Origin of the sequence: Ruegeria sp. A3M17, from assembly GCF_003318255.1 — a bacterium.
Taxonomy (GTDB): Bacteria; Pseudomonadota; Alphaproteobacteria; order Rhodobacterales; family Rhodobacteraceae; genus Ruegeria.
This window is the reverse complement of the sequence record NZ_QOCF01000023.1, coordinates 12,706-27,456: the sequence shown is the minus strand read 5'-3', so window position 1 is coordinate 27,456 and position 14,751 is coordinate 12,706. Positions and strand designations below refer to the sequence as shown.

Annotated in this window: 14 protein-coding genes; 7 read left to right on the top strand and 7 right to left on the bottom strand. The window is 59.0% G+C overall.

Annotated elements, in window-relative coordinates:
• The first annotated feature begins 22 nt into the window (after window positions 1-22).
• Window positions 23-826, top strand: a complete 804-nt coding sequence (locus DS906_RS12615) for an ABC transporter permease (protein ID WP_113790512.1) — start codon at window positions 23-25, stop codon at window positions 824-826.
• Here DS906_RS12615 and DS906_RS12610 read toward each other — a convergent pair.
• Window positions 823-2,058: an MFS transporter gene (locus tag DS906_RS12610; RefSeq protein WP_113790511.1), complete on the bottom strand. Its 1,236-nt coding sequence runs from the start codon at window positions 2,056-2,058 to the stop codon at window positions 823-825. The two genes, DS906_RS12615 and DS906_RS12610, sit on opposite strands and share 4 nt — an antisense overlap.
• 112 nt (window positions 2,059-2,170) lie before the next feature.
• On the bottom strand, window positions 2,171-3,055 hold the full coding sequence (locus DS906_RS12605) for a DMT family transporter (protein WP_113790510.1): 885 nt from the start codon (window positions 3,053-3,055) through the stop codon (window positions 2,171-2,173).
• Window positions 3,056-3,348: 293 nt separating this feature from the next.
• On the opposite strand from DS906_RS12605, the gene DS906_RS12595 reads away from it, so the two are divergent.
• From DS906_RS12595 to DS906_RS12585, 3 genes are read left to right on the top strand one after another with little or no spacing between them, the layout of a single operon-like run.
• Complete coding sequence (locus DS906_RS12595) at window positions 3,349-4,536, top strand: aspartate aminotransferase family protein (RefSeq protein ID WP_113790508.1); 1,188 nt, start codon at window positions 3,349-3,351, stop codon at window positions 4,534-4,536.
• Window positions 4,537-4,564: 28 nt separating this feature from the next.
• The gene (gene argF, locus DS906_RS12590; protein ID WP_113790507.1) at window positions 4,565-5,491 is read left to right on the top strand and encodes an ornithine carbamoyltransferase; all 927 of its coding nucleotides are present in this window, start codon (window positions 4,565-4,567) and stop codon (window positions 5,489-5,491) included.
• 12 nt (window positions 5,492-5,503) lie between these two features.
• Entirely contained in the window at window positions 5,504-5,851 is a 348-nt protein-coding gene (locus DS906_RS12585) for a 5-carboxymethyl-2-hydroxymuconate Delta-isomerase (protein ID WP_113790506.1), read from the top strand.
• A gap of 32 nt (window positions 5,852-5,883) precedes the next feature.
• Here the strand turns inward: DS906_RS12585 and DS906_RS12580 are convergent, their stop codons facing one another.
• Entirely contained in the window at window positions 5,884-6,441 is a 558-nt protein-coding gene (locus tag DS906_RS12580; protein WP_113790505.1) for a ferric reductase-like transmembrane domain-containing protein, read from the bottom strand.
• A 47-nt stretch (window positions 6,442-6,488) separates the two neighbouring features.
• A complete protein-coding gene (locus DS906_RS12575) occupies window positions 6,489-6,977 on the bottom strand; it encodes a twin-arginine translocation pathway signal (RefSeq protein ID WP_113790504.1) in 489 nt (162 codons plus the stop codon).
• A 187-nt stretch (window positions 6,978-7,164) separates the two neighbouring features.
• Here DS906_RS12575 and DS906_RS12570 point away from each other — a divergent pair, with 187 nt between their 5' ends.
• The 3 genes from DS906_RS12570 to DS906_RS12560 all read left to right on the top strand — a co-directional run bounded on the left by DS906_RS12570 (window position 7,165) and on the right by DS906_RS12560 (window position 10,117).
• Window positions 7,165-8,013, top strand: a complete 849-nt coding sequence (locus DS906_RS12570; protein ID WP_113790503.1) for a phytanoyl-CoA dioxygenase family protein — start codon at window positions 7,165-7,167, stop codon at window positions 8,011-8,013.
• A 111-nt stretch (window positions 8,014-8,124) separates the two neighbouring features.
• On the top strand, window positions 8,125-9,075 hold the full coding sequence (locus tag DS906_RS12565; protein ID WP_113790502.1) for a pirin family protein: 951 nt from the start codon (window positions 8,125-8,127) through the stop codon (window positions 9,073-9,075).
• 67 nt (window positions 9,076-9,142) lie between these two features.
• Window positions 9,143-10,117, top strand: coding sequence for a 2-dehydropantoate 2-reductase (locus DS906_RS12560; protein ID WP_113790501.1), 975 nt, complete (start codon window positions 9,143-9,145; stop codon window positions 10,115-10,117).
• An 11-nt stretch (window positions 10,118-10,128) separates the two neighbouring features.
• On the opposite strand, the gene DS906_RS12555 is transcribed toward DS906_RS12560, so the two are convergent.
• The 3 genes from DS906_RS12555 to hrpB all read right to left on the bottom strand — a co-directional run bounded on the left by DS906_RS12555 (window position 10,129) and on the right by hrpB (window position 14,704).
• The gene (locus tag DS906_RS12555; RefSeq protein ID WP_113790500.1) at window positions 10,129-11,607 is read right to left on the bottom strand and encodes an inorganic phosphate transporter; all 1,479 of its coding nucleotides are present in this window, start codon (window positions 11,605-11,607) and stop codon (window positions 10,129-10,131) included.
• Window positions 11,608-11,699: 92 nt separating this feature from the next.
• Window positions 11,700-12,158: an NUDIX hydrolase gene (locus DS906_RS12550; RefSeq protein ID WP_113790499.1), complete on the bottom strand. Its 459-nt coding sequence runs from the start codon at window positions 12,156-12,158 to the stop codon at window positions 11,700-11,702.
• Window positions 12,159-12,268: 110 nt separating this feature from the next.
• Window positions 12,269-14,704, bottom strand: coding sequence for an ATP-dependent helicase HrpB (gene hrpB, locus DS906_RS12545; protein WP_113790498.1), 2,436 nt, complete (start codon window positions 14,702-14,704; stop codon window positions 12,269-12,271).
• Window positions 14,705-14,751 lie beyond the last annotated feature (47 nt).

Sequence of the window (14,751 nt, the reverse complement as noted above, 5' to 3'; positions counted from 1 at the left end):
CGAATCAGGATGAGGGCAGGTGATGCAGATTTCCGCAGATCAGAGCGAACGTCGTTTCGGAACAGTTAACTGGATGGGGCTTTACACGCTGGCCCAACGCGAAACATTGCGGTTTCTGGCGGTCTGGACACAAACCCTGTTGGCGCCGCTTGTGACGGCCGGGCTGTTCCTGCTGATCTTCAATATCGCCATCGGGCCAGGACGTCCGGATGTGATGGGGGTGCCGTTCCTGACGTTTCTGGCACCGGGTATCATGATGATGACCGTAATCCAGAATGCGTTCGCCAACACCTCATCCTCGATGGTGATCGCCAAAGTGCAGGGAAACATCGTCGATACGTTGATGCCGCCTTTGTCCCCGCTTGAAATCCTGCTGGGCTATCTGGCTGGTGGGGTCGCGCGTGGTGTTCTGATCGCATGCGTAGTTGCGGTCGCACTTGCGCTGGTTTTGGGCATTTACCCGCAGAGCCCGTTGTTTGCCCTGATCTTCGTTGTGCTGGGCGGCGTATTCATGGGGGCCTTGGGCCTGTTTGCCGGTATTTTAGCCGACAAGTTTGATCAGATGGCGGCCATCACGAACTTCATCGTGACACCATTGGCTTTTTTGTCGGGTACGTTTTATTCGGTCCAGGCGCTGCCTCCGATCCTGAACCGGGTGAGTCATGTCAACCCGGTTTTCTATCTGATTGACGGCCTGAGGTATGGAATGATTGGCGTGTCCGATAGCTCACCCTGGTTGGGAATTGCCGTTTGTACCGGCGCCACGCTGCTGGTCGGCGCGTTGACCTGGCAGATGTTGCGGACGGGGTATCGCCTCAAGGCTTAACCTGTCTCGGCTAAGGAGCCCGGCTGAAAGGTCATTCTGGGCTTTCCCAGTCGGGGGTGCAGATTTACGGCCACGGCCCAGGCCCCAAACAGGGCCAAGCCTCCGACTGCAAAAACCCCGGCGACCGGTGAGATTAGAAGGACCAGTGATGCAACTCCTGGTGTCAGAATGCCGGAGACGTCGCGGTAACTGGAGTAGATCGCTGACATTTCAGTGCGTTCGGACGGTTTCACTGCCATGAGGAAAGGCAGACCGGCGCAAATGTCCAGAACGATCAGCCAGATGGACCCAAGAACCAACGCCGCAACCGCCGCGATCGGCCAACCTGCGATTGCCCCAGCGGTGACAAAGCAGGTTCCGCAGGCAGCAAAACCCACGCGGACTGCTGTGCGAATCGAACGCCCCTGCACCCAACGTAGAATAAGCGGAGCTGCGAACAGCATCGCATTGGTGGTGGACAAAAGGATGCCGCCCAGTTGCTCACCCAGCCCGTTTTGAATGGCGAAGATGGGTAGATACACTACATAGATCCACCAGCCACAGGATCGGATCATGGCGAAAAGGTACCCGGCCACCAACCGCGGCTGGGCAAAGAAGCGCGGCAGAAAGGCCAGCGGGTTTTTTGCGGTGCCTCGCGCCTTGGTGATCAACTTGCCATTGCCCAACCGCATGCGCCAGAACTGGATCAGCATGACCGCACCTGCCACCGCGCTGATGACAAAGGGGGCAGGGGGCCATACCTCCAGCAATAAGACGCCGGCCATCGGGCCGCCCGCCCAGCCGAGGGCGCTGTAAAACATGCGACTGGTCTCACATTTGCCCAGCTCGATTTTGCTGATGTAATCCAGGACATAAGCATTGAAGCAAATGAATGTGACCACTGTCGCGACCGTGTTCAGTGCAAGCGCGCCGACCACTGCCGCCGGGCTGCCCTCAATCGCCAGAAGGGCACCGCCGATGAACATGAGGCAACCGACGGTGTATGCCCATCTGCGTGGTACGAAGCGGATCAGGAACGGCACCATCAGCCCCGCAATCAACGAGATAACGCCGACCAGAAAATACAGGAATGATACCGAAGACGCATCACCCAGCGCCCGGTACATGGCCAGTGGAAAGACCGAAATCAGAATGCCGCGGACAATCGCCTCGAACCCGGCAAGGATACCAAAGTCGCGGACTGAAGGCGCTGGGGCATGGCGCACCCATTCGGGGATACGGCGTTCGTGCATGGGTAAACTCTCAAATCAACTGAGGTTACATTGCGCCGGATCAATCCGCGTTCTTCCGGGTTTGCGACATACAGGTCGCCCCCGGGCCATGTCAGGAGAACTTTTTAGAGTTTCAGGCCTGCCGCGCCCGCGCTTCTCGCCAGACAAGAATAAGTCCGCCGGTCAGAATTATGGCTGAGCCGATCATACTGATCCCGTCCGGAATCACGCCGAATATCGCGAAATCGTAGAATGCAGCGAAAATCAGCGTCGCATAGCTGATTGGGGCAACAAATGAGGCGTCTGCCCGCGCCATACCATTCACAAAACACGCCTGCGCACAGGCCATCAATGCGCCGATACCCGCGAGTGCCGCCCATTGTTCTAAAGTTGGCATCTGGAATACAAAGCTCACCGCGATAGAGGCAATCGTCAGGCCCATCGCGTTGTTGATAAGCAAGATCTGGATTGGGATTTCACGACCCGAGAGTTTCTTGATGAATATCAGCTCCATCCCGATGACTGCGGCTGCGGTCAGTGCCAGAAGAGCGGCGGGTTGAAAGCTGTCAGGTGTCGGGCGCAACAGAATCAGCGCCCCAATCAGCGCCACCGCTGCCGCCAGCCAGCGCCACGGGCCAACACCCTCTTTCAGCAGCGGGATTGCCAGCACCATTGCAAAGACCGGGTTCAAAAAAGAAATCGCCGTCGCATCCGCGATCGGAATGAATGCGACCGAGGCGAACATCAGTGTGATCCCGACCCAGCCGAAACTTGTTCGCCCGATATGCAGCCCCCAATGCGGACGTTGCAAGCGGGGCCGCATCACGCCTACGGCGGTGACGATCACGATAAAGGCAAACAGAAACCGCCCATGGCTGATCTGCATTGGATGCAGCGCGGGGCCCAACGTGCCCGTCCCCAAGGCTTTGGCCAGCAGGGTGGTCCCGGCCAGCAACGCGCTGGCGGCGGTGATCAGCACGGCCGCAAGAGGCGGATTGTGGGCTTTGGCGACAAACATATGTCAGCGGTGCGTTAGCATGGGGTAAATGGCAAGCGACAAATGTCGCGCACACAAGTATTTTCAGCGTCCGCAAATTTCAGGGTTTTCAGACGCCTCGGGCAGCGCTATACGGCGGCTTATGATCAAAAACGCACATATCCTGCGACTCCGACGCCGACGCTTCGCCGCGTAACCGGCCTCTTTGATCTATTTGCGCTGTTCAAATCGGCGCAATTTTCACCAAATCAGTTGACGAACACAGGCCGAGTGTATCACTCACAAGGCTCAAACTACCTGAAAAGGATGATCCCATGATCCCGTCCGTTCTGCCGACCTACAACCGCGCGCCCCTGACTTTCGTGAAGGGCGAAGGCGCCTGGCTGACCGAGGCGGATGGCCGACGTTTTCTGGACCTGGGCGCTGGGATCGCCGTGAATGCGCTGGGCCATGCCCACCCCGCACTGGTCAATGCCCTGACCGAACAGGCGCACGCGCTGTGGCATGTTTCAAACCTCTACCACATCCCGCAGCAGCAGGCGCTGGCGGACAAGCTGGTCGAGCATACTTTTGCTGACACTGTTTTCTTCACAAACTCGGGCACCGAGTCTTGCGAACTGGCGGTCAAGATGGCCCGCAAGTATTTCTATGACAAGGATCAGCCTGAACGGGTCGAGATCATCACCTTTGATGGCTCGTTCCACGGCCGGTCGTCGGCTGGTATTGCCGCTGCCGGGTCTGAGAAGATGACCAAGGGCTTCGGCCCGCTGCTGCCGGGCTTTGTTCATGTCACGTTTGGCGACCTCGATGGCGTCACCAACGCGATCACCGATAGAACCGCCGCGATCATGATCGAACCCGTGCAGGGCGAGGGCGGCATCCGTCCCGTCCCAGACGCGGAACTCAAAGCCTTGCGCCAGATTTGCGATGACAACGGCCTGCTTTTGATCCTCGATGAGGTGCAATGTGGAGTAGGTCGTACCGGCAAGCTGTTCGCCCATGAATGGGCTGGAATTACCCCGGACATCATGATGGTCGCCAAAGGCATCGGCGGTGGCTTCCCTCTAGGGGCGGTTCTCGCCACGGAAGACGCCGCCAGCGGTATGACGGCAGGCACGCATGGCTCTACCTATGGCGGCAACCCGCTGGGCTGTGCCGTGGGCTGCGCCGTTATTGATCAGGTGGCAACGCCTGCATTCCTAGAGGGCGTCAACCGCAAGGCCGGGATGCTTCGCCAGAAGCTCGAAGGGCTAATCGCCGAGCACCCGGAGGTCTTCGAAGAAGTGCGCGGAACAGGACTGATGCTAGGCCTGAAGTGCAAAGCGCCCAATATCGACATGGTAAACGCCGGCTATGATAATGAGGTCATTACCGTCCCCGCAGCCGATAACGTGATCCGCCTGCTTCCGCCGCTGACATTGACCGAGGATGACATCGCCCAAGCCGTGATCCGCCTCGAAAAAGCCGCTGCGCAGGTCGAAGAGTCAATGGCCTCGGCCTAAGACACACCCGAATGAAAAGTGAACTGAAATGAACCATTTCCTCGATATCCATAAAACCGACGCGGGCGATCTGCGGACCATGATTGATCAGGCGGGCGCTATGAAACAGGCGCGCCTGGGCCGCCCAAAGGCAGCACTTGATGACGAACAGCCTCTTAAAGACCGTATGGTCGCGCTGATCTTCGAAAAACCGTCTACCAGAACGCGCGTGTCCTTTGACGTGGGCGTGCGTCAGATGGGGGGGCAGACCATGGTGCTGTCGGGCAAGGACATGCAACTGGGCCACGGTGAAACCATCGCTGACACCGCCCGCGTCCTGTCGCGCTATGTCGACATGATCATGATCCGGACCTTCGATGAGACCATTCTGACCGAGATGTCTGAATACTCGGACGTGCCAGTCATTAACGGCCTGACTGACCGCACCCATCCCTGCCAGATCATGGCGGATGTGCTGACGTTTGAGGAACACCGCGGTCCGATTGCGGGCAAGAAAGTAGTCTGGACCGGCGACGGCAACAATGTTTGCGCCTCGTTCCTACATGCTGCGGGTCAGTTCGGGTTTGATTTCACTTTCACCGGCCCGGCCCAGCTTGATCCGGAAGAAGAGTTTATGGGGCTTGCCCACCAAAAGGGCTCGAAAATCGTGGTCGAACGAGACCCGTATAAAGCGGTTGAGGGTGCCGATCTGGTGGTCGCCGATACCTGGGTTTCAATGCACGATTCCCAGTCCGCCAAGGAACGTCGCCACAACATGCTGCGCCCCTATCAGGTCAACGCCGAGCTGATGTCACATGCAAAATCGGACGCGCTGTTCATGCACTGCTTGCCTGCCCACCGCGAAGAAGAAGCGACATCCGAAGTGATGGACGGCCCCAACTCGGTCATCTTCGACGAGGCCGAAAACCGTCTGCACGCGCAAAAGGCCGTGATGCGCTGGTGTCTGGGCGTCTGAACGGAGTGTACCATGCCTCATGTCACACAGGAGTTTTCGAAAGGCATAGAGCAGGTCCATGATGTTCAGGCAATTTGCGATCAGCTATTTGCCTTGCTGGCTGAACATCGTGAATTCGACGCTGAAACGATAAAAATCCGCGCCATTCCGGTAGAATACTACCGTATCGGCACTGATCCCCAGAGCTTTGTCCACGCCACGCTTCTGCTGATGCAGGGTCGTGACGAGGCGACGCGCTCTGGGCTTAACGCGGCCATATTGGAGGTTCTGTCGGCGGCCTTGCCCGACGTTGGCAGCCTTACGGTGCAAGACGTTCAGATGAACCGCACTTCCTACGCGAAACGGCTGGCCGGGCCATAACCAGTGCCCGGCCGCCTTCGGCGATGTGTTGTTCAGCTGGGTCGCCTGATATCCCAAATCCGCACTTTGGCGAGCGTTGTGACGCTCGCCAACACGACCAGACCGCATAACGCCCATTTGGTCATGACCTCCATAGTGCCTTCAATCAGCAGGGCATGTACGATGCTACCAAGAATGGTGATGATCGCAAGGCTCGCATGAGCCAACCTCCAGACGCGAAACCGCAATCCAAGGCGCTTGCGAAAAAGACCCAGAAACGCGGCTCCGAACGCGGCCCACATTGCAATCACACCCCAAGCCGAAAACGGTGTCGGTGAAACAAATAACAGGGCGTCAAAAACGTCGGGCGGGCTGGTAATCCACAAACCACCGACATGGATCAGAATGGCTGCAACCAACATCAACCCACACCACCGGTGCCAACGGCGGCTTGTCACCGGAGCCAGGCCGGGTAACAAACGCCCGGCAAGCAGCGGCTGCATCAATAACAAACACATTGATACTACACCGGCAAACCCGGCTGCAATGTAGACCGGTTCGCGCCATGCCAGCAGCGGGCTGGCTGCGGCCGCGATAAGCGATAGGGCCATGCCAAGGATCACAATGGTCCAGGTTACTAGGCTTCGACGCACTGTGATCAGGCGGGCTGCAGGACGAAATGCGCGGCCAAGGTCTTGTCCTTGGAGCTGCCCATGATTGGGCGCAGGAACACCGTCTCGAACTCGCCACTGTCATAGGCCAGGTGGCCGTGTGGCTGGCCAAAGGCGGGTACGATCTGCGGCATCTCCAGTCGAAACTCACCATTGGCATCGGTCAGAGTTGCGCCGTGACTCTGCGGGTCGCGTTCGTGGCCTTCTGTCGTATGCGCCCAGATCTGGATACGTTGGTCGGGCAGGGGGGCACCATCACCGGCCCGCCGCACCGTGCCAGTCATCCAGAACCCGCCGCCGCCGATCCGGTCAACGATGGGCGCACCGGGGCGGTAATTGTTAGATCCACCACGCATGGATGCGGTGGGGACCAGGCCATTTGCACGCGCTGGAACCAAAAGGCCTGTCGCACCCATTGCCAGAGTAGCCCCAGACGCCAAAACCAAAGAACGACGAGAGAACGTAAGACCAGGCATGCAAACCTCTCTTTTCAAGTGTTTCACCACGCCTCGACAATGCCGGGCATCCTTTCAGCGGAAAGATAGCACGATTGTTTCAGTTTCCGAGGGGGCGCGCGGCGGGGGTGACAAATTGTGAATTCCTTTGACCGTGCCCCCGCGCAGGTGCCATCCTGAAATCCGTCAGTTCGGGGAGTCCTGCACTATGATTGTCGAAGACGTTGTCTCAGACGAAGAAATCAAGGCGTTCAAGCGCGACGGTGCGGTTGTACTGCGCTCCAGGTTCTCAGAGGATTGGCTGGCACTTTTGCGAGACGGCATCGACGCGGATTTGGTCCGCCCAACCGATAATTTCACCCGCCATACCAAGGACCCTCGCGCACCTGCCTATTTCGAGGACTACTGGGCTTGGAATAAAATCCCGCAATTCACGCAATTCGTTCACAACTCACCTTGTGCTCCGCTTGCCGCACAGTTGCTGGGTGCACCATCGATCAATCTTGTCATGGACAACTGGTTCCTGCGCGAGGCTGGATCAACTTCGCGTCCACCGTTTCATCAGGACCTGTCCTATTTCGACTTCGAAGGCACGATGTGCGTCCTGTGGTTGCTGCTTGAGCCGGTTACCAAAGAAAACGGTATCGCCTTCGTCAAAGGCTCGCATCTGTGGGACAAGCTGTTCATGCGGGTCAGGTTCGCCGACGGGCATCCCAGCTACGAACCCACCGAGGTTGCAGGGTTGACCTATCACCCGCCGCCTGACGTCAATGCCGATCCGGGTGCATTCGATCTTTTGCAATGGGATATGAATCTGGGCGACTGCATCTTCTTCGACATGCGCACCTTGCACGGTGGGCTGTCATCAGTCACCCCAACGGAAACGGTACGCAGGTTTACGCTGCGGATGACCGCTCCGGATGGCAGGATCCGGTATCGGGGGGATTGGGCCAAGGATGAACGGGCGCAGTTCGAAGCCGAAGGATATCGCGAAGGTGATCGAATTGGTGGGACGTTTTTCCCGCAGCTTTGGCCGCGCGGGCTGGGTCTTGTCTGATTTAAGGACCGGGCCCGCACCAGTTCTGTGCATTCTTGCAAATTGAATGGCTGGTTTGTCGGTACTATTCTGTATCAGGGAACTGAACGGACCGATCACAGGAGAGCAGTCATGAGTTGGAACCCCACCCAACACCCTGAGGAATCTCCTCTGGAAACGCTGATCATTCCTCGTGCCCGTGATCTGGGCGGGTTCGAGGTGCGGCGTGCGCTGCCTTCGGTTAAACGTCAGCTAGTTGGACCGTTCATTTTTTTCGACCAGGTGGGCCCCGCCGAGTTCATCACCGACGGTGGCATCGACGTGCGACCGCACCCTCATATTGGCTTGGGTACAGTGACCTATCTGTATCAGGGCGAGTTCGAGCATCGCGACAGCCTTGGCACCCATCAGATGATCTATCCCGGTGAGGTGAACTGGATGGTGGCCGGCCGCGGCGTGACCCATTCGGAACGTACCAGCGAGGAAACGCGGGCCAAGCGACACAGCCTGTTCGGTGTGCAGACCTGGATTGCACTGCCAGAGGCGCATGAGGACATGGCCCCCGATTTTGAACACCACAAGCAAGGCGCGCTGCCGTACATCGAGGACAACGGTGTCAGTGCCCGGCTGATCCTTGGTTCGGCCTACGGTGAAACCAGCCCGGTGACGATGCTGTCGGACACCTTCTATCTGGACGTGCAGCTTGAACCCGGTGCCACCTTTCCATTGCCCGACGATCACGAAGATCGCGGGGTCTATGTCATTCAGGGCTCGGTCGAGATTGCTGGCGACATGTTCGAGGAAGGTCGCATGATGGTGTTTCGCCCTGGCGATCGTCTTTCGGCCAAGGCCGGTCCACTTGGCGCACGGCTGATGCTGTTGGGGGGTGCCACGTTGAACGAAGATCGCTACATCTGGTGGAATTTCGTGTCCTCTTCGAAGGAAAAAATCGAAAACGCTACGCGCGAATGGAAAGCCGCCGATTGGGCCAACGGTGCCTTCCACTTGCCCGCTGGCGACGATCAGGAGTTCATTCCGATTTCAGACGAGTTGGAGCGCACTAGCCCAAGGCGGGCACGTTAACCAGACGTCAGGGGGCCTTGTCCGAACTTGCGATACCGGCAATCCTCGCCTCAACGGGAGGGTTGCCATGAAGATCGTAATCGCAGGCGCGGGCAGCATTGGATGTTATTGTGGATCCTTTTTGGCTGATGCCGGTCACTCGGTCACGCTGTTGGGCCGCCCACGCATTCTGGACCCAATCCGTGAGCAGGGCCTGACCGTCACTGATTTTTCCGGCCTGCACCTTCATGTGGCGGCCGAGACGCTGACGATGTCCGAAAGCCCCGATTGTCTGAAAGATGCTGAGTTGGTGATTGTTGCCGTCAAGGCGGCGGCCACTGCGGAAATGGCAGGTCAGATTGCGCGGTTCGCCCCGACCTCTGCACCGGTGTTGTCTTGGCAGAACGGGATGGAAAACGCCCGGGTGCTGCGGGCAGCGCTTCCGGATCATGACGTTCGCGCGGGAATAGTGCCCTTCAACGTTGTGCCGCCACAGCCCGCCAGCTTTCACCGCGCCACTTCGGGCGATATCGTGATCCAGTCCGGCCCGGGCGGTTTGGGGCAGGCACTTAGTTCACCTAACCTGCCGGTGACCGAAAGCGACGACATCGAATCTGTGCAATGGGGCAAACTGGTCATCAATCTGAACAACGCATTGAACGCGTTGTCGGGGCTGACGTTAAAAAATCAATTGCTAGATCGTAAGTGGCGTCGCCTGATGTCCGACCAGATGGCCGAGGCTTTGGGGGTACTTCAGGTCGCAGGCCACCCTGTAGCATCAACCACACCTTTGCCTGCCTGGATGACGCCGCATATCCTGCGTCTGCCAACGCCGTTATTCACGCGGATCGCGGCCCGGATGCTGACCATCGACCCCAGCGCACGCACGTCGATGGCCTATGACCTCGCGGCGGGGCGCGTGACGGAAATCGACAGTCTGCAAGGTGAGATTGTCCGACTGGGCAAGCAATATGGGCGGCCTGCACCGATTTGCGCAAGGGTACAGGCTCTGATCGAACAGAAGCCGGATGTAAGTCTGTCACCGGATCAGATCATCCCGTGATCTGACCACATTCAGGTGAACGCGGTCAGTATCCAGAAGATAACGGCTGACATTGCAGCCGCGGCCGGGACGGTAATCACCCAAGCGGCAATAATAGTCATGAAATGCGACCGACGCACCAGCTTGCGCCGCCGCTGCTCTTCACGGGCCAGCCGCAACTCGGGCGGACGGCGATCATTACTTTGCTTGCGTCGGCGATCCTGATTCCATTCACGGTAAAACCCGACGCCGAACACCGCACCTACCGCGATGTGGGTCGAGCTGACCGGCAGCCCAAGCCAACTTGCAACAATCACTGTGATCGCCGCCGACAACGCGACACAGAATGCGCGCATCGGGTTCAGCTTGGTGATCTGGCTACCCACCATCCGGATCAGCTTGGGGCCAAACAGGAACAAACCGAACGAAATCCCAAAGGCACCGATCACCATTACCCAGGTCGGGATCGTGACTTTCGAGGCAAAATCGCCAAATTCAGCGGCGTGCACAATTGCGGCCAGCGGGCCGACAGCATTGGCGACGTCGTTGGCACCATGTGCAAAGCTCAGAAAACCGGCTGAAATGACCAAAGGCAACCCAAACAAAACTTTCAGAGATTTGGTGCGGTTTTCCAGCCCTTCGGATTTGCGGCGAACCCAAGGCACGGTCACGGCCCAAGCCAAAATGCCCGAGGTCAATCCGATCAGTAGCGCGATTTCCAGATCGATTTTCACGATCCGCTTCAGGCCTTTGACAGAGAGATATGTCGCAAATGCACCAGCCATCACAGCCACCAGAATAGGCACCCAACGACGGGCTGCCGCGATCTTGTCGTCCTGATACTGGATTTTCGCCTTGATCAGCGCCAGAAAACCGGCGGCGACCGCACCGCCCAGAACCGGAGAGATTACCCAGCTGGCGGCAATCGCGCTCATCGTGCCCCAGCTGACCGCGCTAAGGCCTGCTGCTGCGATACCAGCGCCCATCACGCCACCCACGACCGAATGCGTTGTGGAAACGGGCGCGCCGACCCATGTCGCAAGATTGACCCACAACGCCGACGAGATCAGCGCGGCCATCATCGCCCAGATAAAGACCGAGCTATTCTGGACTGAGGCAGGGTCGATGATGCCCTTGGAGATGGTCGAAACCACATCGCCGCCCGCCAGCAAAGCTCCCGCGCTTTCTGCAACTGCCGCAATGGCGATTGCGCCACCCATGGTCAGGGCGTTGGCACCGACGGCTGGGCCCATGTTGTTGGCAACGTCGTTGGCGCCGATGTTGATTGCCATGTAGGCACCAAAACCGGCAGCCGCGATGACGATCAGGCCACCGTCTGCCCGACCGAATAGTATCGCAGCAATCAATCCTGCAATGACTATGAAGGCCAGCGCGATGCCCGGCGCAAGCAGCGGCCGCGCCACGTGCACGTTCGCATGCTCAAGGCGGGAAATTCGGTGCAGATCGCTGTCCAGGGCTTGCCAGCGGTTTTTTTCGTTCGTGTTCGACATCGGTTTTCTGTGGGTAATACGGTTTAACCGGCGCGGTTAACGGCTGGCAGGTCTTGTGGCAACCGGCCTCACAGAAGTTTGTTGCGAAAGCGTTACATTTGCCGCAGCATTTCGCGCAGTTCCGGCTCTTGCACCAGCTCTGCGGCCTCTTTCGGCGAAAACCAGCACCGTTCACGCTCGCTGACCTCGGGGAATTCCTCGGCCAGATCTTTGACATCTATGCGATACACATTGGTGCGCACGGGTTGGGCCGTACCGTCATCCAGGATCTTGTCATAGGTGAAATGGCCCACTGCCTTGCGGCCCAGGTGTTTCACTTTCACACCGGCTTCTTCCCATGCTTCTTCTTTGGCAGTCTCTGCCCCGTCCATGCCGTCAATCGGCCATCCCTTTGGGATGACCCAGCGACCTGTGCCACGGCTGGTGATCAACAGAACTTTTTTGTCGTCACCGGATCCGCGCACGCACAAGGCTGCAAACTGTACCCTGTGTGGGCGTTGAAAGAAGGGTTTGCCAACTTCTTCCCAGATATTGTTCAGCCAAGATGCCATCGATTAAGTGCCAGTACTTTTCTTAGGTTCAAGGAAAAGTGACATAACAACTATAAAGCGGGGCTTCAATGCATCTATTGAACGAACGCATTTTCTGAAGCAAACGAACGTCAGGTCCGCCGCTTGGCTCGCAAGGTTGGATCGGCCTGGGTTGGATCCTCAGGCCAGGGGTGTTTGGGATATTGCGCGCGCATGTCCTTGCGCACATCCGCGTAAGATCCGGCCCAAAATCCCGGCAGATCGCGCGTGATTTGAATTGGTCGCCGCGCAGGCGACAGCAGAGTGATCTTGAGTGCCTCGCCCCCGATAACCGGATGCCGGGTGACACCGAACAGTTCCTGCAGGCGGACCGAAATCTCGGGCACCGCCCCACCATAATCAATCGGCACCTTGCGGCCCAGTGGTGTTTCAAACGATCCCGGCGCGCGACGGTCCAATTCCTGCGTTTGGGTCCAGTCCAGCCGGGCGAGCAGGGCGGGCAGCAGGTCGAATTTTTTCCAGTCGTCTGCACTGCGCTGACCTGACAGCATGGGTAGCAGCCAGTCGTCCAAAACGGCCATCAACCCGTCCAATGAAAAGTCCGGTAGGGCGATCCCTTCGGTGCGTACCAGTTCGACCCGCGCCGCCAATCGTGCCGTGGCCCCGTCCAGCCGCAATCCCAGATCGCGCACTCCGTCCAGCATGGCGCGGGCGACAGCCTCGTCCGGCGCGTCCTTCCAGATACGGTCATCCAGAGTGATCGCGCCAAGGCGTTCCTGCCTGCGCGCAATGACCCGGCGTTCGCGTTTCGACCACGCGCAGCTGTCGACCCATTCGATCTGATCCGCAAACAGGTCCCGGATTTCCCGTTCCGAGATTTGTGCGGCCATGCGCACCTTGGCCTCGCGTGGGTTTCCGTCCGTATCTGTGACGACAAGAAAGGGCGCGGCAGCCAGTGTGTCACTGCTGTCCAGCACGACGCCCTTGCCGCCGGACAGAACGTAACGCGGCACATCGCCTTTGCGACGTTGCCCAATGCGGTCGGGATAGGCCAAGGCGGCCATCGCGGCAGGGCTCAGGTCTGTCTTGCTGCTTCGTGTCTTCAGCCGCTTGCTCTCGGTTTTGATCCGTTCCAACGCGCCCATGTTGATCTGCCACACCCGGTTGCGTTGAAAGGCGCGGGTATCGCGCAACGCATCAAGCCGCAGCAACAGATCTACAGGAGCGCCCTTTAGCGGATCACGTTCCGCCATAAGCGCCGCCAGCGGAGCGGCGTTGGTCCCGGCAGTCACCAGCATATGCCCCAGCCGAGGATGCAGGGGCAGCGCAGCCAAGGCCCGTCCGTGGTCGGTGATCCGCCCTTTTGCATCCAACGCACCCAGCATGTTCAGCAATGTACCGGCCTCGGTCATCGTTCCTTCGGGTGGTGGTGTCAAAAAGGCCAGGTCATCCGGTTCGGCCCCCCAAAGCGCCAGTTCCAGCGCAAGGCCCGTTAGGTCGGCCGCTTCGATTTCGGCAGGGGGGTAGGCGGACAGCGCACCTTCTTCCCCCTTGGACCACAGCCGGTAACACACGCCCTCGGCCACGCGCCCCGCACGACCTGCGCGTTGGGTTGCTTCGGCTCGCGTCACCCGTTCCGTGACCAGCCGCGACATGCCAGAGCCCGGATCGAACCGCGCCCGGCGCGCTTGGCCCATATCCACAACCACGCGGATGTCGGGAATGGTCAGCGAGGTTTCGGCGATTGAGGTCGCAAGCACGACCTTGCGCCCCGTCTCAGCCGGGGCAATCGCCGCACGTTGGGCGGCAAAGGGCATTGCGCCGAACAGAGGTTTAACTGCGCAATTGCCGGGCAACCGTTTGGATAGCGCGGCCTCGGCCCTGCGGATTTCGCCCTCGCCGGGCAGAAACACGAGCATGCCGCCCTCGGTTTCACGCTCGGCCTTGGCGACCAGATCTATTAGTGCATCCAGCCGTCGCGCCTGTGCACCCAGTGGCCGGTCCAGCCAACGTGTTTCAACCGGGTAACTGCGCCCTTCGGACGTCACCACCGGCGCGTCCATCAGTTGGCCGACGGGTTCAGCGTCGAGCGTGGCGGACATCGCCAGCAGGATCAGGTCGTCGCGTAGTGCGCCCGTAACCTCAAGGCACAGGGCAAGCCCGAGGTCAGCGTTCAAAGATCGTTCGTGAAACTCGTCAAAAATCACCGCGCCGACGCCGGGCAGATCCGGATCAGATTGCAGCATTCGGGTCAGAATGCCCTCGGTCACCACTTCGATGCGGGTTGCATTTGAGGTTTTCGCATCGCCCCGCACGCGGTAACCGACGGTTTCGCCTGCACGTTGTCCCAGTGTTTCAGCCATCCGCTCTGCCGAGGCACGCGCGGCAAGCCTGCGGGGTTCGAGCATGATGATCTTGCCATTGCACAACCCGGCCTCGAGCATCGCCAGAGGTGCCCGCGTTGTTTTTCCTGCGCCCGGAGGGGCTTGCAAAACGGCCCGGCCATTGGCCGTCAGGGCGTTAAGCAATTCGGGGATGGCGTCATCAATGGGCAGGCGTGTTGTCATTGGCGCTTTATCCGCCAACCAAGGCGCAACGTCCAGTTCCGCTGTTT

Excerpts from the sequence above, each read along its gene's own strand:
- DS906_RS12615 (WP_113790512.1), top strand. The coding sequence starts at position 23 with ATGCAGATTTCCGCAGATCAGAGCGAACGTCGTTTCGGAACAGTTAAC.
- DS906_RS12610 (WP_113790511.1), bottom strand. The coding sequence starts at position 2,058 with ATGCACGAACGCCGTATCCCCGAATGGGTGCGCCATGCCCCAGCGCCT.
- hrpB (WP_113790498.1), bottom strand. The coding sequence starts at position 14,704 with ATGACAACACGCCTGCCCATTGATGACGCCATCCCCGAATTGCTTAAC.
- argF (WP_113790507.1), top strand. The coding sequence starts at position 4,565 with ATGAACCATTTCCTCGATATCCATAAAACCGACGCGGGCGATCTGCGG.
- DS906_RS12595 (WP_113790508.1), top strand. The coding sequence starts at position 3,349 with ATGATCCCGTCCGTTCTGCCGACCTACAACCGCGCGCCCCTGACTTTC.
- DS906_RS12585 (WP_113790506.1), top strand. The coding sequence starts at position 5,504 with ATGCCTCATGTCACACAGGAGTTTTCGAAAGGCATAGAGCAGGTCCAT.
- DS906_RS12580 (WP_113790505.1), bottom strand. The coding sequence starts at position 6,441 with ATGGCCCTATCGCTTATCGCGGCCGCAGCCAGCCCGCTGCTGGCATGG.
- DS906_RS12570 (WP_113790503.1), top strand. The coding sequence starts at position 7,165 with ATGATTGTCGAAGACGTTGTCTCAGACGAAGAAATCAAGGCGTTCAAG.
- DS906_RS12565 (WP_113790502.1), top strand. The coding sequence starts at position 8,125 with ATGAGTTGGAACCCCACCCAACACCCTGAGGAATCTCCTCTGGAAACG.
- DS906_RS12550 (WP_113790499.1), bottom strand. The coding sequence starts at position 12,158 with ATGGCATCTTGGCTGAACAATATCTGGGAAGAAGTTGGCAAACCCTTC.
- DS906_RS12575 (WP_113790504.1), bottom strand. The coding sequence starts at position 6,977 with ATGCCTGGTCTTACGTTCTCTCGTCGTTCTTTGGTTTTGGCGTCTGGG.
- DS906_RS12560 (WP_113790501.1), top strand. The coding sequence starts at position 9,143 with ATGAAGATCGTAATCGCAGGCGCGGGCAGCATTGGATGTTATTGTGGA.
- DS906_RS12555 (WP_113790500.1), bottom strand. The coding sequence starts at position 11,607 with ATGTCGAACACGAACGAAAAAAACCGCTGGCAAGCCCTGGACAGCGAT.
- DS906_RS12605 (WP_113790510.1), bottom strand. The coding sequence starts at position 3,055 with ATGTTTGTCGCCAAAGCCCACAATCCGCCTCTTGCGGCCGTGCTGATC.